Source organism: Burkholderia aenigmatica, from assembly GCF_902499175.1.
Classification (GTDB): domain Bacteria; phylum Pseudomonadota; class Gammaproteobacteria; order Burkholderiales; family Burkholderiaceae; genus Burkholderia; species Burkholderia aenigmatica.
The window spans coordinates 19148-44973 of sequence record NZ_CABVQC010000073.1 but is presented as its reverse complement, the minus strand read 5'-3'; the positions used below and the strand labels follow the sequence as shown (position 1 = coordinate 44973).

Genomic DNA, 25826 nt, shown 5'->3' with positions numbered 1-25826 from the left:
CTGCGAGGCCGGCCGTACGGGATTCGACGCGGGCTCGGCCGTGCCGGCGACGACCGTCGCGATCGCGTTCGGATCGGCCGCGCGCGGCGCGCCGTATCCGGCGTTCGCGCGGGCAGCTGCGTAGACGGGGCGGGGCGCAGGGGCCGGCGCGAGAGCCGGCGGCGGGACGGTCGTCACGACCATCGTGCCGGCCGGTTGCGGCGCGTAGCCGGTGCCGGCCGCGGCGGCGCTTGTGCCGCTCGCCGTGCGGCCCGCGTCCGGCGCCAGGCCCGAACCCGGCGCGATCGCCGCATTCCCGCCGCTCGCCGCATTGGCGTGCGCGAGCGCGGTTTCCGCCGTCTCGCCGCGTCCCGGAATCACGATCATCCCGTCGTCCGCATGTGCGGCCGGGGCGGCGATCCACAGCGCCGCGGCGAGCGCAAACGCACGCCGGACGTGCGTGAGCCGCCCGTTCCTTCCGCGAAATGCGCTGCCAGTCATCGCCGTATCCCCGATTCGTTGCTCCGCTTCGCATTCTAGGGAGCGGGGCCGTCGCGCAAACGATGAATAGAGGGGGCCTTTGCCGCGTTATTCGCCCGATTGCCGGTTGCGTCCGACGCCTACCATCGCTGTCATGGAAAAAAGCCTCTTGGGTCGCCATCCGGCGCGAGGGGCGTGCAGCGCTTCATACGGAGAGACGCACACATGCTGGACAAACTCGATGCGGAATTCGCGTTCGGCCGACAGGCGCTGGACGTGCGCGCCTACCGGCAGGAACTGCTGTCGTCGAACATCGCGAACTCCGACACGCCCGGCTACCAGGCCCGTGACGTCGATTTCGCGTCGACGCTCGCGCGCTCGCTGAAGCAGGCGGGCGGCGGCCTTGCGCCGAGCAACGCCGCGCAACTGCCGATGACGCAGCCGGCCGGCGTGACGAGCGGCATGTCGATGGTGTCGACGGCGGCGGGCCACATGGCCGGCACCGCGAAGCTGATCCCGACGGGCGGCCCGTCGGACGACTACGGCCGCGCGCAGTACCGGATGCCGCTGCAGCCGTCGCTCGACGGCAACACGGTCGATCTCGACGTCGAGCGCGTGCAGTTCGCGAACAACGCGCTGCACTACCAGACCGGGATGACCGTGATGACCCAGCAGATCAAGGCGATGATCGCCGCGATCACGACGAACCAGTGACGGCGCGCACCGCCTCCGAATCCGAGCAAAAGGAGCTTCCATGCCCTCGTTGATGAACATCTTCGGCGTCGCCGGCTCGGCGCTGTCCGCGCAGTCGCAGCGCCTGAACGTCACCGCGTCGAACCTCGCGAACGCCGACAGCGCGACCGGCCCCGACGGCAAGCCGTACAAGGCCAAGCAGGTCGTGTTCGCGACCGACCCGATCGGCGGCGCGCGCACCGCGTCCGGCCAGGGCGTGGGCGGCGTGCGCGTGACGAAGGTGATGGACGACCCGTCGCCGATGAAGTCGACCTACGACCCGTCGAACCCGGCCGCCGACGCGAACGGCTACGTGCAGATGCCGAACGTCGATCCGGTGCAGGAGATGGTGAACATGATCTCGGCGTCGCGCTCGTACCAGGCCAACGTCGAGACGCTGAACACCGCGAAGACACTGATGCTCAAGACGCTGACGATCGGCTCGTGAGCCGCGCGCCGACCGACCTTACAGATCCGACAGTTCCGACAGAAGGCCACCCAGGATGACTTCCTCCAGCACGACGATCGGCAGCAACGGCACGAACGTGTCGAACCTGCCGACCGACACGATGAACACCAACAACGTGTCGTCGACCAACGGCACGTCGGCGAGCGACCTGCAGGCGACGTTCCTGAAGCTGCTCGTCACGCAGCTGCAGAACCAGGATCCGACCAGCCCGGTCGACAGCTCGCAGATGACGTCGCAGCTCGCGCAGATCAACACGGTGAGCGGCATTGCGCAGCTGAACACGTCGCTCACGTCGCTGTCGTCGCAGCTCACGGCCGGCCAGCAGACGCAGGCCGCGCTGCTGATCGGCACCAACGTGCTCGCGCCGGGCAACGCGGTCGCGGTGAAGAGCGGCGCGGCATCGCCGTTCGGCGTGTCGCTGTCGAGCTCGGTGTCGAACCTGACGATCACCGTGAAGAACGCGGCGGGCACCGTGGTGAACACGATCAACGCGGGCGCGCAGTCGGCCGGCACCGTGCCGTTCAACTGGACCCCGACCGACTCGGCAGGCAATGCGCTGCCGGACGGCAAGTACACGGTCAGCGCGTCGTACACCGACGCCAACGGCACGCCGCAGCCGGCCACGACGCTCGCGGCATCGACGGTGCAGAGCGTGATCAAGCAGGCGGACGGCACGGCGGGGCTCGTGCTGTCGAACGGCACGACGGTGGGGCTGACCCAGGTCGCGTCGATCTTCCCGAACACCACGTCGTCCGCGTCGGCTTCGTCCTCGTCCGGCGGCACCACCTCCAACTGATACTGATCGAGCAATCTCGAAACGGAGACCGAAATGGGTTATCAACAGGGTCTGAGCGGCCTCTCGGGTGCATCGAACGCGCTCGACGTGATCGGCAACAACATCGCGAACGCGAACACGGTCGGCTTCAAGTCGAGCACCGCGCAGTTCTCCGACATGTACGCGAACTCGGTCGCGACGTCGGTCAACTCGCAGATCGGCATCGGCACGTCGCTGAACTCGGTGGAGCAGCAGTTCGGCCAGGGCACGATCAACACGACGAACTCGTCGCTCGACGTCGCGATCAACGGCAACGGCTTCTTCCAGATGTCGAACAACGGCGTGAAGACGTACTCGCGCGACGGCACGTTCCAGCGCGACAAGAACGGCTACATCATCAACGCGCAGGGCATGAACCTGATGGGTTACATGGCCGACAAGAACGGCGTGATCAACACCGCGCAGACCGTGCCGCTGCAGGCGCCGACGACCAACATCGCGCCGACCGCGACGACCAAGATTACCGCCCAGTTCAACCTGAACTCGCAGGACGCGGTGCCGGCCAAGACGCCGTTCGACGCGACCGACAACACGACGTACAACTACTCGACGTCGATCCAGGTGTACGACTCGCTCGGCGGCTCGCAGCCGGTCAACATGTACTTCGTGAAGTCGGCGACGGCGCCGGGCGTCTGGGAAGCGTACGCGGGCGTCCAGGGTGCCACGAAGGATCTCGGCACGGTCACGTTCGACCAGTCGGGCGCGATCAAGAGCACGACGACGGGCACGCCGGCCACGCCGACCACGTCGCTTGGCCAGTTCCAGTTCTCGGTACTGAACACCGACGGCTCGGGGTCGCCGCAAAACCTCACGCTCGACCTGACCGGCACGACGCAGTACGGCGGCAAGGACGGCGTGAACAACCTCGCGCAGGACGGCTACGCGAGCGGCACGTTGACGACCTACACGATCGGCACCGACGGCAAGCTGACCGGCAACTATTCGAACGGCCAGACCGCCGTGCTCGGCCAGATCGCGCTCGCGAACTTCAACAACCCGAACGGGCTGGTGAACCTCGGCGGCAACCAGTATGCGGAAACCGCCGCATCGGGCGTGCCGCAGATCTCGGCGCCGGGCAGCACGAACCACGGCACGCTGCAGGGCAGCGCGCTCGAGAACTCGAACGTCGACCTCACGTCGCAGCTCGTCAACCTGATCACCGCGCAGCGCAACTACCAGGCGAACGCGCAGACGATCAAGACGCAGCAGACCGTCGACCAGACGCTCATCAACCTGTAAGCGCGGATAACGGGCAGCCATGGACCGACTGATCTACACGGCGATGACGGGTGCGTCGCAGTCGCTCGACCAGCAGGCGATCGTCGCGAACAACCTCGCGAACGCGTCGACGACGGGCTTTCGCGCGCAGCTCGCGACGTATCGCGCGGTGCCGATGAATTTCGGCGACGGCAGCACGGTCGACCCGACGACGACGCGCACCTACGTGCTCGCGTCGACGCCCGGCGCCGATTACGCGCCGGGTCCGATCACGCGCACCGGCAACCCGCTCGACGTCGCCGTGCAGGGCGCGGGCTGGCTGGCGGTGCAGGCGGCCGACGGCAGCGAGGCGTACACGCGCGCCGGCAACCTGCACGTCGACGAGAACGGCCAGCTCGTCAACGCGAGCAACCTGCCGGTGGTCGGCAACGGCGGCCCGATCTCGGTGCCGCCGAACGCGGAAGTGACGATCGGCAAGGACGGCACGATTTCCGCGCTGATGCCGGGCGACCCGCCGACGGCGGTCGCGATCGTCGACCAGATGAAGCTGGTGAATCCCGATCCGGCCACGCTCACGCGCGGCAACGACGGGCTGTTCCGCACCGCCGACGGCAATCCGGCCGACGCCGACCCGAACGTGGTCGTCACGCCGAATTCGCTCGAAGGCAGCAACGTCAACCCGGTGACCGCGATGGTCGCGATGATCGACAACGCGCGCGCGTTCCAGCTTCAGTCGAAGCTGATCCAGACGGCCGACCAGAACGAGCAGTCGGCGAACCAGCTGCTCAATTTCAGCTGAGCGCCCGCGCCAGCCCACGCAGGAGAATCGACAAGTGAACCGTTCGCTCTACATCGCCGCCACCGGCATGAATGCGCAGCAGGCGCAGATGGACGTGATTTCGAACAACCTCGCGAACACCAGCACGAACGGCTTCAAGGCGTCGCGCGCGGTGTTCGAGGATCTGCTGTACCAGACCATCCGCCAGCCCGGCGCGAACTCGACGCAGCAGACGGAACTGCCGTCGGGCCTGCAGCTCGGCACCGGCGTGCAGCAGGTCGCGACCGAGCGCCTGTACACGCAGGGCGGCCTCACGCAGACCGGCAACTCGAAGGATGTCGCGATCAACGGCGCGGGCTTCTTCCAGGTGCTGATGCCGGACGGCACGAACGCGTACACGCGCGACGGCTCGTTCCAGACCAACGCGCAGGGCCAGCTCGTTACGTCGAGCGGCTACCAGATCCTGCCGGCGATCACGATCCCGCAGAACGCGAACTCGCTGACGATCGGCAAGGACGGCGTCGTGACGATCACGCAGGCGGGTTCGACCAATTCGGTGCAGATCGGCTCGCTGCAGATCGCGACCTTCATCAACCCGGCCGGCCTCGAGGCGCGTGGCGAGAACCTGTTCTCCGAGACCACCTCGTCGGGTGCGCCGAACGTGTCGCAGCCGGGCCTGAACGGCGCGGGCACGCTCAACCAGAACTATGTCGAAGCGTCGAACGTGAACGTCGTGCAGGAGCTCGTCAACATGATCCAGACGCAGCGTGCCTACGAGATCAACAGCAAGGCCGTGACGACGTCCGACCAGATGCTGCAGACCGTCACGCAGATGAAGAGCTAACCGGAACACCCGTCGTCGCCATGAAGCAGGTTCGCCTCCTCCCGTCAGCCACCGTCCGCGCCGCGTGCGCGGTCGCGGTGGCGGCGCTCGCCGCCGGTTGCGCGCAGATTCCGCGCGATCCGATCATCCAGCAGCCGATGACGGCGCAACCGCCGATGCCGATGTCGATGCAGGCGCCCGGCTCGATCTACAACCCCGGCTACGCGGGGCGGCCGCTGTTCGAGGATCAGCGGCCGCGCAATATCGGCGACATCCTGACGATCATGATTGCGGAGAACATCAACGCGACCAAGTCGTCGGGCGCGAACACGAACCGGCAGGGCAACACCGACTTCAACGTGCCGACGGCCGGCTTCCTCGGCGGGCTGTTCGCGAAGGCGAACCTGTCGGCGACCGGTAACAACAAGTTCGCGGCGACCGGCGGCGCCAGCGCGGCGAACACGTTCAACGGCACGATCACGGTGACCGTCACCGGCGTGCTGCCGAACGGCAACCTCGTGGTCAGCGGCGAAAAGCAGATGCTGATCAACCAGGGCAACGAATTCGTGCGCTTCTCGGGGGTCGTGAACCCGAACACGATCTCGGGCGCGAACTCCGTCTACTCGACGCAGGTCGCCGACGCGAAGATCGAATACTCGTCGAAGGGCTACATCAACGAAGCCGAGACGATGGGCTGGCTGCAGCGCTTCTTCCTCAACATCGCGCCGTGGTGATGACGATGCAGAAGACCCTGTTCAACCGCCTGTCGGCCCGCGCGCATGCCGCCGCGCGGCTCGCCGTCGCGTTCGCGGCCGTGGCCGCGGCCTGCGTGTTCGGCGCGGCGCCCGCGCATGCGGAACGCCTGAAGGACCTCGCGCAGATCCAGGGCGTGCGCGACAACCCGCTGATCGGCTATGGCCTCGTCGTCGGTCTCGACGGCACGGGCGACCAGACGATGCAGACGCCGTTCACGACGCAGACGCTCGCGAACATGCTCGCAAACCTCGGCATCTCGATCAACAACGGTTCGGCGAACGGCGGCCCGTCGTCGCTGAGCAACATGCAGCTGAAGAACGTCGCGGCCGTGATGGTGACCGCCACGCTGCCGCCGTTCGCGCGGCCGGGCGAGGCGCTCGACGTCACCGTGTCGTCGCTCGGCAACGCAAAAAGCCTGCGCGGCGGCACGCTGCTGCTGACGCCGCTGAAAGGCGCCGATGGCCAGGTCTACGCGCTCGCGCAGGGCAACATGGCGGTCGGCGGCGCCGGCGCCAGCGCGAACGGCAGCCGTGTGCAGGTGAACCAGCTCGCGGCCGGCCGGATCGTTGGCGGCGCGATCGTCGAACGCGCGGTGCCGAATGCGATCGCGCAGATGAACGGTGTGCTGCAGCTGCAACTGAACGACATGGACTACGGCACCGCGCAGCGGATCGTGTCCGCGGTCAATTCGAGCTTCGGCCCGGGTACCGCGACGGCGCTCGACGGCCGCACGATCCAGCTGGCCGCGCCGGCCGATTCGGCGCAGCAGGTCGCGTTCATGGCGCGGCTGCAGAACCTCGACGTCAGCCCGGACAAGGCCGCCGCGAAGGTGATCCTGAACGCGCGCACCGGCTCGATCGTGATGAACCAGATGGTCACGCTGCAGAGCTGCGCGGTCGCGCACGGCAACCTGTCGGTCGTCGTCAACACGCAGCCGGTCGTGTCGCAGCCGGGGCCGTTCTCGAACGGGCAGACGGTGGTGGCGCAGCAGTCGCAGATCCAGCTGAAGCAGGACAACGGCGCGCTGAAGATGGTGACGGCCGGCGCGAATCTCGCCGACGTCGTGAAGGCGCTGAACACGCTCGGCGCGACGCCCGCGGACCTGATGTCGATCCTGCAGGCGATGAAGGCCGCCGGCGCGCTGCGCGCCGACCTGGAGATCATCTAAATGGCAGCCTCTCTCCCGAACGCGAACGACCTCACGCAGCGCTTTGCGCTCGACGTACAGGGTTTCGACGCGCTGCGCGCGCAGGCCAAGCAGTCGCCGCAGGCCGGTGCGAAAGCGGTCGCCGGCCAGTTCGACGCGATGTTCACGCAGATGATGCTCAAGAGCATGCGCGACGCGTCGCCCGACGGCGGGCTGTTCGATTCGCACACGTCGAAGCTGTACACGTCGATGCTCGACCAGCAGCTCGCGCAGCAGATGTCGACGCGCGGGATCGGCGTCGCCGACGCGCTGATGAAGCAGCTGATGCGCAACGCGGGGCAGGGCGCGGGCAGCGACACGGCGGCCGACGTCGGCGCGGGCGCGATGGGCGCGGCCGGCCTCGGCGCGGGCGGCAACGAAGGCAGTCTCGCCGCGATGAACGCGATGGCGAAGGCCTACGCGAACGCGGCGAACAACGGCGGGCTTGCCGGCGCGCGCGGCTATTCGGCCGGCAGCGCGCTGACGCCGCCGCTGAAGGGCGCGAGCGGCGTGCAGGACGCCGACGCGTTCGTCGACCGGCTCGCGGGCCCCGCGCAGGCGGCCAGCGCGTCGACCGGCATCCCGGCGCGCTTCATCGTCGGCCAGGCGGCGCTCGAATCGGGCTGGGGCAAGCGCGAGATCCGTGCGACCGACGGCTCGACGAGCTACAACGTGTTCGGCATCAAGGCGACCAAGGGCTGGACCGGCCGCACGGTGTCGGCGCTGACGACGGAATACGTGAACGGCACGCCGCGCCGCGTGGTCGCGAAATTCCGCGCGTACGATTCGTACGAGCATGCGATGACCGATTACGCGAACCTGCTGAAGAACAACCCGCGCTACTCGGGCGTGCTGAGCGCGAGCCGCAGCGTCGAAGGCTTCGCGCACGGGATGCAGAAGGCCGGTTACGCGACCGACCCGAACTACGCGAAGAAGCTGATTTCGATCATGCAGCAGATCGGCTGACGCACCCGTCGGCGATCGCCGGTTGTACCCTCTGGACCGCGCCCGGCAGCCCGCCGCGCGCGGTTTCAACGTTTGCGCGAAAAAAATCCGCAATTCGATCTAAACTTTCGGTCAGCACTGCCGCTAAGTGTGAGAGACCTGCGACCGGGCCCCCGTTCTGGCCCGGTTTTATTGCGCACCGGTTGCCCGGGCGCCCATGACAAGAAAGACCGGCTAGCCATGAATATCGAAACGTCGACGGACCCCAGCCTGGATGCAGGCCACTCCGGGCCCGACTATGCCCGCCGCAATCCGCTGGAAATCGGCGTGCAGCTGCGCAACCTCGTCAACCGCGGCGATTTCCTGACCGTCCAGTATCCGGGCGGCCAGCTTGTCACGCGCCTGCTCGAGGTGGATGTCGGTGAGCGGACGTTCACGTTCGACTGGGGTGCGCTGTCGGAGCAGAACGCCGGCATTCTCGGCGCGTCGCACTGCACGTTCGCGGCCGCGCCGGAGGGCGTGCGCGTCGAATTCTCCACGGGCACGCCGCGCGAGACGCGCTACGAGGGGCTGCCCGCGTTCGTCGCCGATTTCCCCGACGTGCTGATGTGCATCCAGCGCCGCGAATATTTCCGCGTCGACGCGCCGATCGTCGATCCGTTCCTGTGCCGCGGCAAGCTGCCGGACGGCGAGAGTTTCCTGTTCGAGGTGCATAACCTGTCGCTCGGCGGCGTGGGGCTGCGCACGGCCGACGAACGCGTCGAGGCGCTCGAGGTCGGCACGCAGCTGCCCGACGTCGAGCTCGAGCTGACCGGCCACGGCAAGCTGTCGCTCGACCTGCAGCTCGTGTCGCAGCGTTCGACGCAGATGCCGAATGGGTCGCGGCGCTACCAGCTCGGTTTTCGCTACCTGTCGCTGCCGGGCAGCGCGGAGAACACGCTGCAGCGGCTGATTACGCAACTCGAGATGAAGCGCCGCTCGCTCGCGCGGGCCTGACGCGCAAGCAGTGGCCGGCCCCGCCCGGGGCCGCCCGCGCAGCGTTGGCGGCACCGTTGGCCAGCCGCTGCGAGCGGCGACGCGCGCTTGCGCGTCGCGCGCGCATTTTTTCCTCAATTTTTTCGATCCGCGGCCGTTATACCGGGAGTCACGCAACCCGGCGGCCGCAGCGCGGCCGGCTCATCAGGATCGCGCATGTCCAACACACTCATGAACCTCGGCGTCAGCGGCCTGAATGCCGCGCTCTGGGGCCTCACGACGACCGGCCAGAACATCAGCAACGCGGCGACGCCGGGCTACTCGGTCGAACGCCCCGTCTATGCCGAGGCGAGCGGCCAGTACACGAGCAGCGGCTACCTGCCGCAGGGCGTGAACACCGCCACCGTGCAGCGGCAGTACAGCCAGTACCTGAGCGACCAGCTGAACGGCGCGCAGACGCAGGGCGGTGCGCTGTCGACGTGGTATTCGCTCGTCACGCAGCTGAACAACTACGTCGGCAGCCCGACGGCCGGCATCTCGACCGCGATCACGAACTACTTCACCGGGCTGCAGAACGTCGCGAACAGCGCATCCGACTCGTCGGTGCGGCAGACCGCGATGAGCAATGCGCAGACGCTCGCGAACCAGATCACGGCGGCCGGCCAGCAGTACGACGCGCTGCGCCAGAGCGTGAACACGCAGCTGACGAGCACCGTGACGCAGATCAACGCGTACACCGCGCAGATCGCGCAACTGAACCAGCAGATCTCGGCCGCGAGCAGCCAGGGCCAGCCGCCGAACCAGCTGATGGACCAGCGCGACCTCGCGGTGTCGAACTTGTCGAACCTCGCGGGCGTGCAGGTCGCGCGCAACGGCGACGGCTACAGCGTGTTTCTCGCTGGCGGCACGCCGCTCGTCGTCGCGGACAAGAGCTACCAGCTCGCGACCGTCACGTCGCCGTCCGATCCGAGCGAGCTGACCGTCGTGTCGCAGGGCATCGCCGGCGCGAACCCGCAGGGCCCGAACCAGTACCTGTCCGACGCGTCGCTGTCGGGCGGCACGCTCGGCGGCCTGCTCTCGTTCCGCAGCCAGACGCTCGATCCGGCCGAAGCCCAGCTTGGCGCGATCGCGACCAGCTTCGCCGCGCAGGTCAACGCGCAGAACGCGCTCGGCCGCGACCTGTCGGGCAACGTCGGCGGCAACTTGTTCACGACTGGCACGCCGATCACGTACGCGAACCAGGGCAATACCGGCAACGCGGCGCTGTCCGTGTCGTTCGCGAACGCGTCGCAGCCGACCACCGGCGACTACACGCTGTCGTACGACGGCAAGAACTACACGCTGACCGATCGCGCGAGCGGCACGGTGGTCGACCAGAAGCAGGGGCCGATGCCGGTTTCGCTCGGCGGGCTGAATTTCTCGACCACTGCCGGCACGCAGATGCAGCCGGGCGACAAGTTCACCGTGCAGCCGACACGCGGCGCGCTGAACGGCTTCGGCCTCGCGACGTCGAACGGCTCCGCGATCGCGGCGGCGGCGCCGTTCGTGCCGTCGGCCACCACGACGAACACGGGCACCGGCACGATCGGCGCGCTGTCGGTCACGAGCGCGACCGCCGCGGCCAACCCGCACAACTACACGATCACGATGGGCGGCACGACCGCCAGCCCGACCTACACGGTCACCGACAACTCCGTCACGCCGCCGAGCACCGGCACGCCGCAGGCGTACCAGGCCGGCTCGCCGATCACGCTGACGGCCGGCGTCACGGTGACGGTGTCGGGCACGCCCACGGCCGGCGACACGTTCACGGTCGCGCCGAACACGGGCGGCACCAACGACGGCAGCAACGCGCTCGCGCTGTCGAAGCTCGTCAACGCGAAATCGTTCGGCAACGGCTCGACCACGCTGACGGGCGCGTACGCGAACTACGTGAACGGCATCGGCAACACGACGAGCCAGCTGAAGTCGTCGAGCGCCGCGCAGACCGCGCTGGTCGGCCAGATCACGTCCGCGCAGCAGTCGGTGTCGGGCGTGAACCAGAACGAGGAAGCGGCCAACCTGATGCAGTACCAGCAGCTTTACCAGGCGAACGCGAAGGTGATCCAGACGGCGGCGACGCTGTTCCAGACCGTGCTCGGCCTGTTCAACTGATTTCGGGGATCGAAGCGATGCGGATTTCCACCACCCAGTTCTACCAGATGAACGTCGCTCAGATGAGCGACCAGCAGGCGCAGCTGTCGCAGCTGTACCAGCAGATCTCGAGCGGCGTGAGCCTGTCGACGCCGGCCGACAACCCGCTCGGCGCCGCGCAGGCGGTGCAGCTGTCGATGACGTCGGCGACGCTGTCGCAGTATTCGTCGAACCAGAACGTCGCGCTGTCGTCGCTGCAGAAGGAAGACCAGACGCTCTTCAGCGTCAACGACCTGCTGAACACCATTCACTCGGTCGTGATACACGCCGGCGACGGCTCGCTGGCCGACAGCGACCGGGCGGCGCTGTCGACCCAGCTGCAGGGCTATCGCGACCAGTTGCTGACGCTCGCGAACTCGACGGACGGCGCGGGCAACTACCTGTTCGCGGGCTTCCAGTCGACCACGGCGCCGTTCTCGAACGCACCGGGCGGCGGCGTGAACTACAGCGGCGACACGGGTTCGCGGCAGGTGCAGATCGCCGACACGCGCGCGATCTCGCAGGGCGACAGCGGCGCCAGCGTGTTCCTGTCGGTGCCGATGCTCGGCAGCCAGCCGGTGCCGCTCGCCGGCGCGAACAACACGGGCACGGGTACGATCGGCGCGGTGTCGATCACGAGCCCGTCGGCCGCGACCAACACGCACCAGTTCACGATCACGTTCGGCGGCACGGCCGCCGCGCCGACCTATACGGTCACCGACAACTCCGTCGTACCGCCGACCCCGGGCGCCGCGCAGCCGTATACGGCCGATTCGGCCATCACGCTCGGCAACGGCCTGTCGGTGCCCGTGTCGGGCACGCCTGCGCCGGGCGACACGTTCACGGTCACGCCCGCGCCGAAAGCCGGCACCGACGTGTTCGCGGCGCTCGATTCGATGATCACCGCGCTGAAGACGCCGATCAGCAACAACACGGCTGCCGCGACCGCGCTCGCGAACACGATGACCACCGGCACGACGAAGCTGAACAACATGATGACGAACGTCCTCACCGTGCAGGCGTCGGTCGGCGGCCGCGAGCAGGAAATCAAGGCGATGCAGGCCGTGAACCAGACCAACACGCTGCAGATCACCAGCAACCTGTCCGACCTGACGAGCACCAACATGGTGTCGACGATCAGCCAGTTCCTGCAGATGCAGAACGCGCTGACGGGCTCGCAGAAGGCGTACGCGCAGCTGCAGAACCTGTCGCTGTTCCAGTACATCAATCCCTGATGCACGACGCGCCGGCCACGATGTGAGCGCCCGCTTACATCGTGGCCGGTGTGGACTGCCGCCCGTGCGTCTTCGCGCGCGGATGGGCGCTTCACCGGGCCGCACGTTCGTGCCCCGTTTCGCGCGCACGGCCAGCCGTGCTTGGCGCTCGCCGGCCCGCGCATCTGTCCGCTTGCCAGCCCCATTTCCGCTCCGTAAACTCGCGCCAGATTCCAGACCGGCGCATCTTCTGCAGCCGGCGACCGACCGACAGGAGCCCTTTTCCCCATGTCCGATTCCTACTTCCCGCGCTGGCGGGTGCAATCGACCGGCGCGGCATCGCGCGTGGTCGGCCCCGACGAGCGCCTAGCGTGGCCGCAGATGGTCGCGATGGGCGTGCAGCACGTCGTCGCGATGTTCGGCTCGACGGTGCTCGCGCCGCTGCTGATGGGCTTCGACCCGAACCTGTGCATCTTCATGTCGGGCATCGGCACGCTGCTGTTCTTCGTGCTGGTCGGCGGCCGCGTGCCGAGCTACCTCGGCTCGAGCTTCGCGTTCATCGGCCTCGTGATCGCGGTGACCGGCTACGGCGGCAGCGGCCCGAACCCGAATATCCCGGTCGCGCTCGGCGGGATCATCGCGTGCGGCGTCGTGTACGTCGCGCTTGGCCTGCTGGTGCAGGCGATCGGCACGCGCTGGATCGAGACGCTGATGCCGCCCGTCGTGACCGGCGCGGTGGTCGCGGTGATCGGGCTGAACCTCGCGCCGATCGCGGTCAAGGGCGTGTCCGCGTCGACCTTCGAATCGGTGATGGCGCTCGTCACGGTGCTGTGCGTCGGCGGCGTCGCGGTGTTCTCGCGCGGCATGGTGCAGCGCCTGCTGATCCTCGTCGGGCTGGTGATCGCCTACGCGATCTACGCGGTCGCGACCAACGGGATGGGGCTCGGCAAGCCGATCGATTTCTCGATCGTCGGGCACGCGGCCTGGTTCGGGGTGCCGAGCTTCCGCGCGCCGGTGTTCGATCCGCACGCGATGCTGATGCTGGCGCCGATCGCGGTGATCCTGGTCGCGGAAAACCTCGGCCACATCAAGGCCGTCAGCGCGATGACGGGCACCAGCCTCGACCGCTACGTGGGCCGCGCGTTCATCGGCGACGGGCTCGCGACGATCGTGTCGGGCAGCGTCGGCGGCACGGGCGTGACGACCTACGCGGAGAACATCGGCGTGATGGCCGTCACGCGGATCTACTCGACGCTGGTGTTCGCGGTGGCCGCGGTGATCGCGATCGTGCTCGGCTTCTCGCCGAAGTTCGGCGCGGTGATCCAGACGATCCCGGGCCCGGTGCTCGGCGGCGTGTCGATCGTCGTGTTCGGGCTGATCGCGGTGACGGGCGCGCGGATCTGGGTCGTCAACAAGGTCGACTTCTCCGACAACCGCAACCTGATCGTCGCGGCCGTCACGCTGGTGCTCGGCGCCGGTGATTTCTCGCTGAAGATCGGCGGCTTCGGGCTCGGCGGGATCGGCACCGCGACGTTCGGCGCGATCATCCTGTACGCGATCCTGCGCAAGGAAAAGGAACCGGGCCCGGTGGTCTGAGCGTTCGGCGGGCGGCGTCCTGCCGCCCGCGTCATCTTCTCTTTCGTCGCGCGACTACGCGCCGACGTTCGACTGCGTCTGCAGCCACGCGCAGAACTGCGCGACCAGCGGATCGTCCGCCGGCGCGCGCGGCGCGATCCACCAGTAGCTGCGCGTTGCAATGCGCGGCCCCGCCAGCGGCATCACGAGCCGGCCGCTTGCCAGTTCGTCGTCGATCAGCGGCAGCGGGCCGAGCGCGACGCCGAGCCCGTCGACAGCCGCCTGCAGCGCCAGGTAGAAGTGGTCGAACGACTGCCGCTTGCGCCCCTTCATCGCCACGCCGGCCGCCGCGAACCAGTCGCGCCAGCCTTCCGGCCGCGTATCCGAATGCAGCAGCACGTGCCGCGCGAGATCGTCCGCGCGCGCGATCGGCACGCGCTTGAGCAGCGCGGGGCTGCAGACCGGAATCACGCTTTCGTCGAGGAAGTGGCCGCTCGTGCAGTTCGGCCAGTGGCCGGGACCGCGGCGGATCGCGACGTCGAAACCGTCGAGCGTGTCGAGCGGCGCGTTCGACGTCGACAGCTTCAGCTCCACGTTCGGCACGTCGCGCTGGAACCGCGACAGGCGCGGCAGCAGCCATTTCATCGCGAAGGTCGGCAGCGCGTTGATGCGCAGCACGCGCGCGGCGCCCGTGTTACGCAGCTGCTCGGTCGCGAGCGCGATGCTGTCGAACGCGGCGCGCACTGTGTCGAGGTAGCGGCGGCCTTCGTCGGTGAGCTTCACGCGCTTGCCGTAGCGGTGGAACACCGGCTTGCCGAGCCACGCCTCGAACCCGGCGATCTGCCGGCTGATGGCACCATGAGTCACATGCAGCTCGTCGCCGGCGGCGCTGAAGCTTTCGTGTCGTGCCGCGGCTTCAAAGGCCCGAAGCGCGGAAAAGGGCGGGAGATCGCGTGCCATGCTTGTGATTCTAGATCACAAGGACGCGCCGATAAAATCGTTTTGCCGGCATCTGGAACGGCGGTAACCTCGGTTCACCGTTTCATGAGGAGCCCCATGCAATCCGCTTTTCCGCCTGCCGCCCCGCCGCCAGCCGCGTCGCCCCGCCGTGTCGGCCTCGCCGAGCTGTTCACCGGTTTCCTGTCGCTTGGCCTCATGTCGTTCGGCGGCGCGCTGCCGTTCGCGCGGCGCACCATCGTCGAAGAGCGCAAATGGCTCTCCGCCGACGAATTCACCGATCTGCTCGGGCTGTGCCAGTTCCTGCCGGGCGGCAACGTGATCAACCTGTCGGTGGCCGTCGGCATGCGCTTTCGCGGCGTCGCCGGCGCGTTCGCCGGCATTCTCGGGCTGATTGCGGGCCCGACGCTCGTCGTCGTCGCGCTCGGCGTGCTGTACGCGAAGACGCAGAACGACCCGCGCGTGCAGCACCTGTTCGCGGGGCTCGCCGCGGCGGCGGCCGGGCTGCTCGTCGCGATGGCCGTGAAGGTCGCGAAGCCGCTGCGGCATGCCCGCGCCGCAGCCGGCATCGCGGCGCTCGCGTTCGTCGCGATCGCGGTGCTGCGCATCCCGCTGCTGACCGCGATGCTCGTGCTGACGCCCGTCAGCATCTGGCTCGCGTCGCGGCGCCGCGATGCGGATGCGGATGCGGATGCGGATGCGCCGCGGCCGGCGCCGGCCGTGGCGCGCGACACGCAGCGAGGAGACCGGCCATGAACGACACGCTGATCGCCATCGCGTCGATCTTCAGCCAGTTGTCGCTGCTCGCGTTCGGCGGCGGCAACACGATCCTGCCGGAGATGCAGCGGCAGGTCGTCGACGTCCATCACTGGATGAGCGCGCACGCGTTCACCGCCCTGTTCGCGCTGGCCCAGGCGGCGCCCGGGCCGAACATGATGATCGTGTCGCTGGTCGGCTGGCACGTGGCCGGCTGGAGCGGGTTGCTGGTCGCGTCGCTCGCGAAATTCGGACCGTCGTCGATCGTCACCGTGCTCGCGCTGCATGCGTGGGAGCGCTTTCGCGACCGGCCGTGGCGCCGCTATGTGCAGCAGGGGATGATGCCCGTCACGGCCGGGCTGGTCGCGGCGAGCGCGGTGCTGATCTCGGAAGCGTCGAACCGCACGGCGATCCAGTGGGGCATCACGGCCGCGTGCGCGGTGCTCGCGTGGCGTACGCGCATCCATCCGCTGTGGCTGCTCGCGGGCGGCGCGCTGATCGGGCTTACGGGCATCGGACAGTGAGCGATCCTTCACGCAGCCGGCCGTTGCCGGCTGCGGTCGCCCGCTACTGCGACGCCGGCAGGTCGCTGTTCACGATCCCGAGCAGCCGGCCGCGCTCGCTGCCGACGTCGTCGGTCGTCGCGGGCCAGTCGACCACGTAACCGGCCTCAAGCGCATCGCGCATGATCGTGCCGTAGTCGGCCTTGGCAACCTTGCCGCCGCGCAACGCGTCGGCCACCTCGTGCTTCAGCTTCGACGTGAACGACGGATAGGCGGCCACCAGCGCCGCGTACTGGCGCGCATCGATCTCGCCCGATTCGCGGTTGAACGCCCAGACGGCCACCAGCATGATCGCGGCGAACGGGATCACGGTGTAGCGCAGGAAGAACTTCGCGAGTGTCATTCGAAGGCTCGGTGAGGCGGCGCGGGGGCGATCGGGGCGCAACCGGGCTCAGGCCGCCCGGTATACTCGGCCGGCGCCGCGGCGGCGAAACCTGCGCGATGGACACGTTCCGGCCGGCGACGCGCGGCGGGAATCCGCACCCCGACGGCGAGCATTATATTGGCGCGCGGCACGCGGCGATGCCCGGCCGCGCAGCGCCGGCGGCGTTCGCGCCGGCCGGCAGAACTGAATTTCGCACCGCCCGCCGCGCGCGGCCGGGCGGCGCGCACCACGGGAGGCTCGATGGATCTCGACGGCGCCAGCCGCAATCTCACTGTCGCCGCGTTGCTGACGCTGTCCGGCGGCTACCTCGACGCGTACACGTATGTCGGCCACGGCCACGTGTTCGCGAACACGATGACCGGCAACGTCGCGCTGCTCGGCATCAACCTGTCGGCCGGCGAATGGGCCGCCGCGCTGCATCACGTGCCGCCGCTCGGCGGCTTCGTGGCCGCGGTGTTCGTCGCGCACCTGCTCGGCCTCGCCGCGCAGCGCGGCTGGATGCGGCACACGGCGTTCACGAGCCTGCTCGTCGAAATCGCCTTTCTCGGCGTCGCCGCGAGCGGCCTCGTCGGCGCGTCGAGCGCCTGGCTGATTCCGGGGATTTCGTTCGTCGCGACGCTGCAGACGCTGTCGTTCACCCATCTCGAGGAACTGTCGTACACGTCGGTGATGACGACCGGCAACCTGCGGCGCGCCGCGCAGAAGCTGTTCGTCGGGCTGATCCCGCGCTACGACGCGGGCGCGCTGCACGACTCGGCGCTGCTCGCGACGATCAGCTTCTGCTTCCTGGCCGGCGCGGTGGTCGGCGGTCTCGTGACGCGGCTCGTGCCGGACGTCGCGCTGTGGGGCGCCGTGCTGCTGCTCGTCGGCGCGTTCGCGGAAATCGTGCGGCGTGCGTGGCGTCGCCGCGCGACGCCCGGCGAGCCGCCGGCCGCGGCGTAACGGTAGCGGGGCGTCCCGCTGGCGCTTCCGGCCGCCTGCCTGTTTCCCCGCGCCCGCGGGGTGAGTCTTACAGACCCGACGGTCCGTCAGCCGCGTGGCCGAATGCTGCTGCGCGGCGCCCGACGCCCGCCGGGCAAGCCTCGCACGGGCAGCGTTGTGCGCGGGCGACAGTTCCGCCGTTACCGCGCATTTCAATTTCTTTCAGCGATCGCACTCGTCATATGATTCAGCCCACATCGCGCGCGCCAAGAACGTGAGCGATCGCCACCCGGCTGCGCACGCGGCCGGCCATGAATGGAGACACCTACAAAAAGGAAAGCTCATGAAGCAGACCACCCGACTCGCAGCCATCGCAGGGGGCGCCGCGCTCGCATTTGCCAGCCAGTACGCGGCCGCACAAAGCTCGGTCACGCTGTGGGGCGTCGCCGACGCCAGCATCCGCTACCTGACCAACGCCAACGCCAAGAACGACGGCCTGCTGTCGATGACCAACGGCGCGATCACCAACAGCCGCTTCGGCATCTACGGCACGGAAGACCTCGGCGGCGGCCTGAAGGCCGTGTTCAACCTCGAAAGCGGCGTGAACCTGCAGAACGGCGCATTCGCCGACAGCGGCCGCCTGTTCAACCGCGCAGCGTACGTCGGCCTGCAGAGCCCGTACGGCACGGTGACCCTCGGCCGCCAGAAGACGCCGCTGTTCGACCTGCTGTCGGACACCTACGATCCGCTGACGGTCGGTAACTACCTCGAAAACGCGTGGCTGCCGGTCGCACTCGGCGGCGGCCTGTATGCGGACAACCAGATCAAGTACACGGGCAAGTTCGAAGGGCTGACCGCGAAGGCGATGTACTCGACCGGCACGAACTACGAATCGACCGGCGCCGGCGGCTTCTCGGGCCAGATCCCGGGTTCGCTCGGCAAGGGCAATGCGTGGGGCGTGTCGCTGTCTTACGTGATGGGCCCGCTCAGCATCGCAGCCGGCGCGCAGCAGAACAGCGACAACTCGGCGCGCAAGCAGACGATCTACCACGCGAACGTCGTGTATGCGTTCAGCAAGGCGAAGATCTACGCGGGCTACCTGCGCTCGAAGGATGACACGGGCTTCGTCGACAGCCTGCTCGCGCAGCAGTCGATTCCGGTCGCGAAGGGCACCGGCCGGATCGACGACGGTCCGTTCGCCGGCGTGAGCTGGCAGGTCAGCGCGCCGCTGACGCTGACGGGCGCGTTCTACTACGACCACATGCGCAATGCGATGACCACCAACGGTACGCTCGCGAGCGGCAACCGCTACGCGGTCGTCGGCATCGCCGAGTACGCGCTCAGCAAGCGCACGGAAGTTTACGGCACCGTCGACTTCAACAAGACGACCGGCGCGGCGAACGTCGAGCTGCCGGGTCGCAGCAACCAGACCGGCATCGCGATCGGCCTGCGCAATATCTTCTGACGAACGTCGGAACCCACGTGCCGGCAGTCGTCCGGCACGCATCGAAGGGGCGCCGCGAGGCGCCTCTTTTTTTTCGTCACGCGACCTTCATACGCGCGCACGACTATTCGGCGAATGCTTCATCACGAGCCCCCCGCGCCGTAAGGGATCCGTCGGCAATCCAGAACATACTTTTACAGTACGCGCGCAGGCTTTCCGCTACGCTGCGTGCATCGCCCGTTGCGTGCCGTGAGGCGCGCGCGTGCGTCGTTCCGGTCGCGCTCGGCGAGTGCGGCCGGCTTGGTGCGTAACTTGTGTATCCGGTGATGACAATCGCGGTCCGCCGGTTTTTTTCGTGGGACGATGCGCTCACGATTTTCTTGAAAGGGGATGACGATGGGTATCCTGAACACCGTGGGTGAAATCGCTGGCGCAGTCGCAGCTGTCGAAGGCGCGGAAAAGCTGGATCCGGATGCGGGCCTGCTGACCAAGGCGGCGGCAGCCGTCGCCGGCTTCAAGGGTGCGGAAGCGATCGAAGGCATGCTCGAGAAGAAGGAAGAGCAGCCGCAGCAGGCAGACGACACGCAGGCGACGGACGGCAGCGACACGTCGCAGGCCTGAGCATGGCGGCTGGTCCGGCCGCGGGCGCGCCCTTCGCGTGTCCGGGCGGACCGGTGCCGCGCAGCCGGCCGTCGGGCATGCGGTCGATCGGTGACGCATGGCACACCCGGCAGCTGGGTTGATCGGCGAGAGGCAACGTCTCTCGCCGTTTTTTATTGGGCGCCGCCCCCGGCTGCACCGTGCGCCGCACGAATGCCGGAATCTTGCTATCGTGCCTTCATCCGAACTGCGATGAGGGAATGCGATGGATTTCGACTATGACCTGTTCGTCATCGGCGCCGGCTCGGGCGGCGTGCGGCTCGCGCGCATGTCCGCGTCATACGGCGCGCGTGTCGGCATAGCGGAAGAGGAGCAGATCGGCGGCACCTGCGTGCTGCGCGGCTGCATTCCGAAGAAGCTGCTCGTCTACGCATCGCACTACCCGCACGAAGTCGAGGACGCGAAGGGCTTCGGCTGGACCTTCGGCGCCGGCACGCTCGACTGGCCCGCGCTGATTGCCGCGAAGGATCGCGAGATCAACCGGCTCAGCGACATCTACATCAACCTGCTGCGGCAATCGGGCGTCGAGATGCACGCCGGGCGCGCGACGCTCGTCGACGCGCACACGGTCGCGGTCGGCGAACGCACGATCCGCGCGCGCCACATCGCGATCGCGACCGGCTCGCGCCCGTCGATGCCGGCGCGGCCCGGCATCGAGCACGCGATCACGTCGCGCGAGGCGCTGTCGCTCGCCGCGCTGCCCAAGCGCATCGCGGTGGTCGGCGGCGGCTATATCGCGGTCGAGTTCGCGGGCATCTTCAACGGCCTCGGCAGCCACGTCGACCTGTTCTATCGGGGCGAGAAGATCCTGCGCGGCTTCGACGACGACGTGCGCCAGTTCCTGACCGACGAGATGACGAAGCAGGGCGTCGCGATCCACGCGCGCTCGATGGTCGAGTCGATCGAGCGCGCGGACGACGGCACGCTGAGCGTGCGCGCGGGCGATGCGCGGCACGGGCCGTACGACGCAGTGCTCTATGCGACCGGCCGCGTGCCGAACGTCGACGGGCTCGGGCTCGAACAGGCGGGCGTGGCGCTCGACGCGCGCGGCGCGATTGCCGTCGATGCGTATTCGGCGACGTCGGTGCCGTCGATCCATGCGATCGGCGACGTCACGTCGCGGCCGCAGCTCACGCCGGTGGCGACGCGCGACGGCGGGCTGCTCGCCCGCACGCTGTTCGGCGGGTCGCGCGTCGCGGCCGATCACGAATGGGTGCCGTCGGCGGTGTTCAGCCAGCCCGAAGTCGCGACGGTCGGCCTCACCGAAGCGACCGCGCGCGACCTGTACGACGGCGACGTCGATATCTACCGCACGTCGTTCAAGGCGCTGCGTCATACGCTGTCGGGCCGCGACGAGCGCACGCTGATGAAGCTCGTCGTCGCGCGCGACAGCCAGCGCGTGGTCGGCGCGCACATGGTCGGCCGCGATGCGGGCGAGATCATCCAGGGCATCGCGATCGCGATTCGCGCGGGCGCGACGAAGGCGCAGTTCGACGACACGATCGGCATCCATCCGACCGCGGCCGAGGAGTTCGTGACGATGCGGCAGAAGGTGGCCGACTAGGGCCTGTTCACGCTAATAACGGGCCCTGGCGGGAGCGCGTCGGCGCTCGGCGGCAAGGAACGGCTGCGTTTCGGCGCAGCCGTTTTTCGTTGAGGTGGCTGTCGCTCAATGCACGCCGAACGCGTCGAGCAGCCGGTACCAGCTCATCGCGAGCACCAGCGCCGGCGTGCGCAATGCCTCGCCGCCCGGGAAGTCGCGATGGCGGATCTTGTCGAACAGGTCGAAGCGGCTCGCCTGTCCGTCGATCGCCTCGGCGATCAGCTTGCCCGCGAGCGCGGTGGTGTTCACGCCGTGCCCCGAGAACCCCTGCGCGAAATACATCGTCGGCGCGATGCGGCCGAAGTGCGGCGCACGGTTCATCGTGATGTCGACGAAGCCGCCCCATGCGTACTCGACCTTCACGTCCGCGAGCTGCGGGAACGTCTTCAGCATGTCCGCGCGCATCGCCGCCGCGAGATCGCGCGGCTCCCGCGTCGAATAGCTGACCTTGCCGCCCCATACGAGCCGCGTGTCGGGCGCCGGCCGGAAATAGTCGAGCACGAAGCGGCTGTCGCAGATCGCCGCGCGTGCGGGCATCAGCGCGGCGGCGCGCGCGTCGCCGAGCGGCTCGGTCGCGATCACGTAGGTGCCGACCGGCATGATCTTCTTCGACAGCGCGGGTGCGAGCGTGCCGACGAAGGTATTGCACGCGAGCACGACGAAGCGCGCGCGCACGTTGCCGCCGCTCGTCTCGACGACATGGCCGCCCGCGACGTCGCGCACGCGCGTCACGCAGCTGTCCTCGTGGATGCGCACGCCCGCATCGGTCGCCGCGCGGGCGAGGCCGAGCGTGTAGTTGAGCGGATGGAGGTGGCCGCTGTCGGGGTCGTACAGCCCGCCGCAATAGCGGGCCGACTGCACGTAGTCGCCGAGTTCGTCGGCTTCGACGAAGTGGAAGCGGTCGTAGCCGAAGCGCTTCGCGGCCTCGTCGCGCCAGCGCTTCAGCGAATCGGCGTCGCGCTCGGTGTTCGCGGCGGTCAGGTAGCCGGGCACCAACGCGCAGTCGATGTCATGCTTGGCGATGCGCGACTTCACGAGCGCCAGCGTTTCGAGCCCCATGTCCCAGATGCGCTTCACGTCGCCTTCCGGCATGAATTGCCCGAACGTGTCGATGTCGCATGCAAACCCGCCGATCAGCTGGCCGCCGTTGCGGCCGCTCGCCGCCCATCCGACCCGCGACGCTTCGAGCACGGTCACCGAATGGCCGCGCTCGGCAAGGTTGAGCGCGGCGGACAGGCCCGTGAGGCCCGCGCCGATCACGCACACGTCGGCGTCGATCGTGCCGGCGAGCGGCGCGTGGCGGGTCGTATCGTTGGCGGTCGCCGCGTAGTAGGACGCGACGTGCGGCTGGTTGGCGAATGTCTGCATGATCAGGAGAGCGGAGAAAGTGGGCTCAGAACAGCTCGCGCACGCGGTGGTACAGCATCCCGAGTTCGAGCGCGGGTTGCCGCCAGGCGTCGCCGCCGGGGAAGCGCCGGTGACGGATGCGCGTGAACAGGTCGAACGCGCGCGTGTCGCCCGCGATCGCGCCGGCGACCGCGCGCCCGGCGATGCCGGTGAGCGCGACGCCGTGCCCGCTGAAGCCCTGGACATAGAAGAAGTTCGGATCGAGCGCGCCGAAATCCGGCGCGCGGTTGCGCGTGACGTCGACGAAGCCGCCCCACGCATGGTCGACGCGCACGTCGCCGAGTTGCGGGAACACGCCGACCATGCGGCGCCGGATCGTTTCGGCGAGCGTGGCAGGCGACGCGCCGGCCGAATTCGCGCGACCGCCGAACAGCATCCGGTGGTCGGCCGACAGCCGGAAATAGTCGAGGAAGAAATTGTTGTCGCACACGGCTTCGCGTTGCGCGATCAGCGCGTCGGCGCGTGCCTGGCCGAGCGGCTCGGTCGCGATGATGTACGACGCGATCGGCGCGATGCGCGCGGCCGTCGCGGCCGGCAGCACCCCGCCGGGGCCCGCGTTGCAGCACGACACGACGAAGCGGCAGCGCACGTCGCCCGACGGCGTGCGCACGACGGGCCGCGCACCGCGCACGACGTCGAGCGCGGGCGTATGCGCGTACAGCGCGACGCCCTCGCGCCGCGCGGCATCGGCGAGACCGAGGCAGTACTTGAGCGGATGCAGGTGGCCCGACAGCGGATCGTGCACGCCGGCCAGATAGCGTGTCGACGCGATGCGCGTGCGGATTTCGGCGGGTTCGAGCCACGCGAGCGACGGATGGCCCCAGCGTGACGTCGCGGCGTCCATCCACGCGTGCAGGTCGTCGATGCGGCGCGGTTTCGTCGCGACCGTCAGGTAGCCGCGCGTGAAATCGCAGTCGATCCCGTAGCGCGCGATCCGCTCGGCGATCAGCGCGACGCCGTCGAGCGACAGCGACCACGCGGCCCGCGCGCCGTCGGCGCCGAGCTGCCGTTCGATCTCCTCGTCCTTCGCGAAGCCGGTGATCGCCTGGCCGCCGTTGCGGCCCGACGCGCCCCAGCCGGGCCGGTGCGCGTCGATCACCGCGACGGAGAGCCCGCGTGCGCGGCAGTCGAGCGCCGTCGACAGGCCGGCGAAGCCGGCGCCGATCACGCAGACGTCGACGTCGATCGTCCCGTCGAGCGACGGGTCGTCCACGGCGGGGCGTTCGGCCGTCGCTTCGTAGTACGAGTCGCGCGCGAGCGCATCGGCGCGGCGGGTGAAAGACTGCGTCATGAATCCGACTCCCTCGTTGCAGCCGGCGCCGGTGCATCGCGCACCGTCATCCGGCCGGTAAAACGGCGCGGGACGCCGTGCGCACGGCACGGCGTCCCGCGCGCCCCGCGTCAGAACGAATAGATGAACTGCGTCGCGAGCAGGTCGTTGGACTTGCCGTACGACCCGTCGTTGCGCAGGAACACCTTGTTGTTCGCCCAGTCGTGGCGGTATTCAACCTTCACGGTGATCTGCTGGGTCGGATAGAACAGCAGGTCGAGCGCGACATCCTGGCGTACCGCCCCCTTGCACTCGAAGCCCAGGCCGCCGCCGGCCTTCGACTGCGCGAGGCAGTCCGCGTCGACGCCGAAGCCGTTGCTCGGATCCATCCCGTTGCCGTTCAGCGCGATGCCGCCACCGCCGCCGCCGTTCTTCGAGTTGGCGAGCAGGTCATAGCGCAGCGTCACGCCCATGCGGCCGACCACCGGTGCGTTGAACTTGCGGTGCGCGAGCAGCGACAGGCCGTACCACTGCGCGAGCCCGCCGTTGAACGCCGCATGCTGCTGACGGCCGTAGTCGACTTCCGCGTTGTACTGAATGTCGGCGAGCGTGTAGGTCGCGTCGAGTTCGCCGAAGAAGAACGAACCGTACGCACTCGGTGCCGCGCCGCCCGGGCCGTAGTGGACGACGCCGTTCGCATCGATCGCGCTCGAGAGCGTCTGGCGGCCGATGTTGAACGAACCGCCGAGATCGAGCGCACTCGACCACGTGTAGTCCGCGCGCGCGGTGAAGGTCGGCACCTTGTTGCTGGTGGTGATCGGATCGCCGAGCGCGTTGGTGCCCGTCGTCGTGACCGAACCGTACGTGCGGTACTGCTCGTTGCCGAGGAAGAACTTCCACGCCCAGTTGCCCTTCGTGTAGTTCGCGCCGATACCGACGTAGCTGCCCGGATCCGAGAAATCGTACAGCAGGTTGTGCGTGAGCGTGAGCATCTGGTTCGACTGCTGCACCTCGTAGCCGCCGAAGCTCGGGATCAGGCCGGCGACCAGCGTCGTCTCGGCGGTGATCGGCACGTTGACGACCGCCGTGTTCAGCAGGTTGTCGGTGATCGAGCCGCGCGAGTTCTGCAGCAGCGTGATGCCGTTGCCGCGGTTCGGCATCAGCGTGATTTCCGCCGACGGCGCCATCGGGCCGACGCCGAAGGTCTTCTTGATGTCGAGGTAGAGATCGCCGAACGTGCTGTTGAAGTAGTTGTACGCGTTCTCGTGGTTCGCGAACAGGAACGACGACGTGCCGGGCGCGCGGTTGTAGATGTAGGTCGGATCGATGTAGCCCGTGACCGACAGGCCGGCGAGCGGGCCCGTGTTGGCCGCATCGGTCAGCGAGTCGACCTTCAGCTGCTGGTTCGCGATCTGCTGCTTCATTTCGCCGACCTCGTCGTTGGTCAGCGTGGCCTGTGCCTTGCCATAGTCCGGCGAGCTCGGATCGACGGCCACCGCGACCGGTGCGGCGCCAGCCCCTGCCTTCGTGCCGGCCTGGGCGGTGGCGGTGCCGCCCTTTGCCGACAGTTGTGCCTGCATCGCCTTCATCTGCTTTTGCAGCGCCGTGACCTGCGCCTGCAGCGCCTTGATCTCGGCGGATGTCGAGTCGGCCAGCGCGATGCCCGGCAACGCGCCGGCCACCAGCAGGCAGATCAGTTTCTTCTTCATTGCGGATTCTCCTT

24 protein-coding genes and 1 pseudogene are annotated in these 25826 nt (G+C 68.5%); 19 read left to right on the top strand and 6 right to left on the bottom strand.

Annotated features, from left to right (window positions below; translation table 11 throughout):
• Positions 1 to 480, bottom strand: a pseudogene (locus BDO18943_RS42840) (flagellar basal body P-ring formation chaperone FlgA); the annotation flags it as partial.
• Positions 481 to 684: 204 nt separating this feature from the next.
• Here BDO18943_RS42840 and BDO18943_RS35415 point away from each other — a divergent pair.
• The 13 genes from BDO18943_RS35415 (at position 685) to BDO18943_RS35355 (ending at position 14158) form a co-directional block, all read left to right on the top strand.
• On the top strand, positions 685 to 1173 hold the full coding sequence (locus BDO18943_RS35415) for a flagellar basal body rod protein FlgB (RefSeq protein WP_043184647.1): 489 nt from the start codon (positions 685 to 687) through the stop codon (positions 1171 to 1173).
• 40 nt (positions 1174 to 1213) lie between these two features.
• Positions 1214 to 1639, top strand: a complete 426-nt coding sequence (gene flgC / locus BDO18943_RS35410) for a flagellar basal body rod protein FlgC (RefSeq protein WP_021164156.1) — start codon at positions 1214 to 1216, stop codon at positions 1637 to 1639.
• Positions 1640 to 1694: 55 nt separating this feature from the next.
• On the top strand, positions 1695 to 2456 hold the full coding sequence (locus BDO18943_RS35405; RefSeq protein WP_175025886.1) for a flagellar hook assembly protein FlgD: 762 nt from the start codon (positions 1695 to 1697) through the stop codon (positions 2454 to 2456).
• 33 nt (positions 2457 to 2489) lie between these two features.
• Positions 2490 to 3734, top strand: coding sequence for a flagellar hook protein FlgE (gene flgE / locus BDO18943_RS35400; protein WP_175025885.1), 1245 nt, complete (start codon positions 2490 to 2492; stop codon positions 3732 to 3734).
• Positions 3735 to 3753: 19 nt separating this feature from the next.
• Positions 3754 to 4512 (top strand): flagellar basal-body rod protein FlgF, encoded by a 759-nt coding sequence (flgF, locus tag BDO18943_RS35395; protein WP_089451402.1) that lies wholly within the window; start codon positions 3754 to 3756, stop codon positions 4510 to 4512.
• Positions 4513 to 4546: 34 nt separating this feature from the next.
• Complete coding sequence (flgG, locus tag BDO18943_RS35390) at positions 4547 to 5335, top strand: flagellar basal-body rod protein FlgG (protein WP_043184643.1); 789 nt, start codon at positions 4547 to 4549, stop codon at positions 5333 to 5335.
• A 20-nt stretch (positions 5336 to 5355) separates the two neighbouring features.
• The gene (gene flgH, locus BDO18943_RS35385; protein WP_043184642.1) at positions 5356 to 6048 is read left to right on the top strand and encodes a flagellar basal body L-ring protein FlgH; all 693 of its coding nucleotides are present in this window, start codon (positions 5356 to 5358) and stop codon (positions 6046 to 6048) included.
• 5 nt (positions 6049 to 6053) lie between these two features.
• Positions 6054 to 7238 (top strand): flagellar basal body P-ring protein FlgI, encoded by a 1185-nt coding sequence (locus BDO18943_RS35380; RefSeq protein ID WP_175025884.1) that lies wholly within the window; start codon positions 6054 to 6056, stop codon positions 7236 to 7238.
• Positions 7239 to 8222 (top strand): flagellar assembly peptidoglycan hydrolase FlgJ, encoded by a 984-nt coding sequence (flgJ, locus tag BDO18943_RS35375; RefSeq protein WP_043184641.1) that lies wholly within the window; start codon positions 7239 to 7241, stop codon positions 8220 to 8222.
• A gap of 219 nt (positions 8223 to 8441) precedes the next feature.
• On the top strand, positions 8442 to 9197 hold the full coding sequence (locus tag BDO18943_RS35370; RefSeq protein WP_043184640.1) for a flagellar brake protein: 756 nt from the start codon (positions 8442 to 8444) through the stop codon (positions 9195 to 9197).
• Between the two features lie 195 nt (positions 9198 to 9392).
• Entirely contained in the window at positions 9393 to 11330 is a 1938-nt protein-coding gene (gene flgK, locus BDO18943_RS35365) for a flagellar hook-associated protein FlgK (RefSeq protein ID WP_175025883.1), read from the top strand.
• 17 nt (positions 11331 to 11347) lie between these two features.
• Positions 11348 to 12583: a flagellar hook-associated protein FlgL gene (flgL, locus tag BDO18943_RS35360; protein ID WP_175025882.1), complete on the top strand. Its 1236-nt coding sequence runs from the start codon at positions 11348 to 11350 to the stop codon at positions 12581 to 12583.
• A gap of 267 nt (positions 12584 to 12850) precedes the next feature.
• The gene (locus BDO18943_RS35355; protein WP_043184635.1) at positions 12851 to 14158 is read left to right on the top strand and encodes a solute carrier family 23 protein; all 1308 of its coding nucleotides are present in this window, start codon (positions 12851 to 12853) and stop codon (positions 14156 to 14158) included.
• Between the two features lie 54 nt (positions 14159 to 14212).
• Here BDO18943_RS35355 and BDO18943_RS35350 read toward each other — a convergent pair whose 3' ends face one another.
• Positions 14213 to 15097, bottom strand: coding sequence for a transcriptional regulator GcvA (locus BDO18943_RS35350; RefSeq protein WP_175025881.1), 885 nt, complete (start codon positions 15095 to 15097; stop codon positions 14213 to 14215).
• A gap of 96 nt (positions 15098 to 15193) precedes the next feature.
• Here BDO18943_RS35350 and BDO18943_RS35345 point away from each other — a divergent pair, with 96 nt between their 5' ends.
• Entirely contained in the window at positions 15194 to 15850 is a 657-nt protein-coding gene (locus tag BDO18943_RS35345; RefSeq protein ID WP_175025880.1) for a chromate transporter, read from the top strand.
• Positions 15847 to 16374, top strand: coding sequence for a chromate transporter (locus BDO18943_RS35340; protein ID WP_175025879.1), 528 nt, complete (start codon positions 15847 to 15849; stop codon positions 16372 to 16374). The genes BDO18943_RS35345 and BDO18943_RS35340 overlap by 4 nt, the downstream gene beginning before the upstream one ends.
• Positions 16375 to 16417: 43 nt before the next feature.
• Here the strand turns inward: BDO18943_RS35340 and BDO18943_RS35335 are convergent, their stop codons facing one another.
• Positions 16418 to 16756, bottom strand: coding sequence for a hypothetical protein (locus BDO18943_RS35335; RefSeq protein ID WP_175025878.1), 339 nt, complete (start codon positions 16754 to 16756; stop codon positions 16418 to 16420).
• Positions 16757 to 17038: 282 nt separating this feature from the next.
• Between BDO18943_RS35335 and BDO18943_RS35330 the strand changes: the two genes are divergently transcribed.
• From BDO18943_RS35330 to gor, 4 genes are all read left to right on the top strand, one after another.
• Positions 17039 to 17740: a YoaK family protein gene (locus BDO18943_RS35330; RefSeq protein WP_175025877.1), complete on the top strand. Its 702-nt coding sequence runs from the start codon at positions 17039 to 17041 to the stop codon at positions 17738 to 17740.
• Positions 17741 to 18062: 322 nt separating this feature from the next.
• Positions 18063 to 19184: a porin gene (locus BDO18943_RS35325; RefSeq protein ID WP_175025876.1), complete on the top strand. Its 1122-nt coding sequence runs from the start codon at positions 18063 to 18065 to the stop codon at positions 19182 to 19184.
• A gap of 375 nt (positions 19185 to 19559) precedes the next feature.
• Complete coding sequence (locus BDO18943_RS35320; RefSeq protein ID WP_043185162.1) at positions 19560 to 19784, top strand: hypothetical protein; 225 nt, start codon at positions 19560 to 19562, stop codon at positions 19782 to 19784.
• A 244-nt stretch (positions 19785 to 20028) separates the two neighbouring features.
• On the top strand, positions 20029 to 21387 hold the full coding sequence (gene gor, locus BDO18943_RS35315; protein WP_175025875.1) for a glutathione-disulfide reductase: 1359 nt from the start codon (positions 20029 to 20031) through the stop codon (positions 21385 to 21387).
• Positions 21388 to 21492: 105 nt separating this feature from the next.
• Here the strand turns inward: gor and BDO18943_RS35310 are convergent, their stop codons facing one another.
• From BDO18943_RS35310 to BDO18943_RS35300, 3 genes are all read right to left on the bottom strand, one after another.
• Positions 21493 to 22794: an NAD(P)/FAD-dependent oxidoreductase gene (locus BDO18943_RS35310; RefSeq protein WP_175025874.1), complete on the bottom strand. Its 1302-nt coding sequence runs from the start codon at positions 22792 to 22794 to the stop codon at positions 21493 to 21495.
• 25 nt (positions 22795 to 22819) lie between these two features.
• Entirely contained in the window at positions 22820 to 24124 is a 1305-nt protein-coding gene (locus BDO18943_RS35305) for an NAD(P)/FAD-dependent oxidoreductase (protein ID WP_175025873.1), read from the bottom strand.
• 110 nt (positions 24125 to 24234) lie between these two features.
• Positions 24235 to 25812 (bottom strand): DUF3138 family protein, encoded by a 1578-nt coding sequence (locus tag BDO18943_RS35300; RefSeq protein WP_043184618.1) that lies wholly within the window; start codon positions 25810 to 25812, stop codon positions 24235 to 24237.
• Between the last annotated feature and the right edge of the window lie 14 nt (positions 25813 to 25826).

Excerpts from the sequence above, each read along its gene's own strand:
- BDO18943_RS35310 (WP_175025874.1), bottom strand. The coding sequence starts at position 22,794 with ATGCAGACATTCGCCAACCAGCCGCACGTCGCGTCCTACTACGCGGCG.
- flgJ (WP_043184641.1), top strand. The coding sequence starts at position 7,239 with ATGGCAGCCTCTCTCCCGAACGCGAACGACCTCACGCAGCGCTTTGCG.
- BDO18943_RS35380 (WP_175025884.1), top strand. The coding sequence starts at position 6,054 with ATGCAGAAGACCCTGTTCAACCGCCTGTCGGCCCGCGCGCATGCCGCC.
- BDO18943_RS35305 (WP_175025873.1), bottom strand. The coding sequence starts at position 24,124 with ATGACGCAGTCTTTCACCCGCCGCGCCGATGCGCTCGCGCGCGACTCG.
- flgK (WP_175025883.1), top strand. The coding sequence starts at position 9,393 with ATGTCCAACACACTCATGAACCTCGGCGTCAGCGGCCTGAATGCCGCG.
- flgF (WP_089451402.1), top strand. The coding sequence starts at position 3,754 with ATGGACCGACTGATCTACACGGCGATGACGGGTGCGTCGCAGTCGCTC.
- BDO18943_RS35300 (WP_043184618.1), bottom strand. The coding sequence starts at position 25,812 with ATGAAGAAGAAACTGATCTGCCTGCTGGTGGCCGGCGCGTTGCCGGGC.
- BDO18943_RS35325 (WP_175025876.1), top strand. The coding sequence starts at position 18,063 with ATGAAGCAGACCACCCGACTCGCAGCCATCGCAGGGGGCGCCGCGCTC.
- BDO18943_RS35345 (WP_175025880.1), top strand. The coding sequence starts at position 15,194 with ATGCAATCCGCTTTTCCGCCTGCCGCCCCGCCGCCAGCCGCGTCGCCC.
- BDO18943_RS35330 (WP_175025877.1), top strand. The coding sequence starts at position 17,039 with ATGGATCTCGACGGCGCCAGCCGCAATCTCACTGTCGCCGCGTTGCTG.
- flgE (WP_175025885.1), top strand. The coding sequence starts at position 2,490 with ATGGGTTATCAACAGGGTCTGAGCGGCCTCTCGGGTGCATCGAACGCG.
- BDO18943_RS35335 (WP_175025878.1), bottom strand. The coding sequence starts at position 16,756 with ATGACACTCGCGAAGTTCTTCCTGCGCTACACCGTGATCCCGTTCGCC.
- BDO18943_RS35405 (WP_175025886.1), top strand. The coding sequence starts at position 1,695 with ATGACTTCCTCCAGCACGACGATCGGCAGCAACGGCACGAACGTGTCG.
- BDO18943_RS35340 (WP_175025879.1), top strand. The coding sequence starts at position 15,847 with ATGAACGACACGCTGATCGCCATCGCGTCGATCTTCAGCCAGTTGTCG.
- BDO18943_RS35355 (WP_043184635.1), top strand. The coding sequence starts at position 12,851 with ATGTCCGATTCCTACTTCCCGCGCTGGCGGGTGCAATCGACCGGCGCG.
- BDO18943_RS35320 (WP_043185162.1), top strand. The coding sequence starts at position 19,560 with ATGGGTATCCTGAACACCGTGGGTGAAATCGCTGGCGCAGTCGCAGCT.
- flgH (WP_043184642.1), top strand. The coding sequence starts at position 5,356 with ATGAAGCAGGTTCGCCTCCTCCCGTCAGCCACCGTCCGCGCCGCGTGC.
- gor (WP_175025875.1), top strand. The coding sequence starts at position 20,029 with ATGGATTTCGACTATGACCTGTTCGTCATCGGCGCCGGCTCGGGCGGC.
- BDO18943_RS35370 (WP_043184640.1), top strand. The coding sequence starts at position 8,442 with ATGAATATCGAAACGTCGACGGACCCCAGCCTGGATGCAGGCCACTCC.
- BDO18943_RS35350 (WP_175025881.1), bottom strand. The coding sequence starts at position 15,097 with ATGGCACGCGATCTCCCGCCCTTTTCCGCGCTTCGGGCCTTTGAAGCC.
- flgC (WP_021164156.1), top strand. The coding sequence starts at position 1,214 with ATGCCCTCGTTGATGAACATCTTCGGCGTCGCCGGCTCGGCGCTGTCC.
- BDO18943_RS35415 (WP_043184647.1), top strand. The coding sequence starts at position 685 with ATGCTGGACAAACTCGATGCGGAATTCGCGTTCGGCCGACAGGCGCTG.
- flgL (WP_175025882.1), top strand. The coding sequence starts at position 11,348 with ATGCGGATTTCCACCACCCAGTTCTACCAGATGAACGTCGCTCAGATG.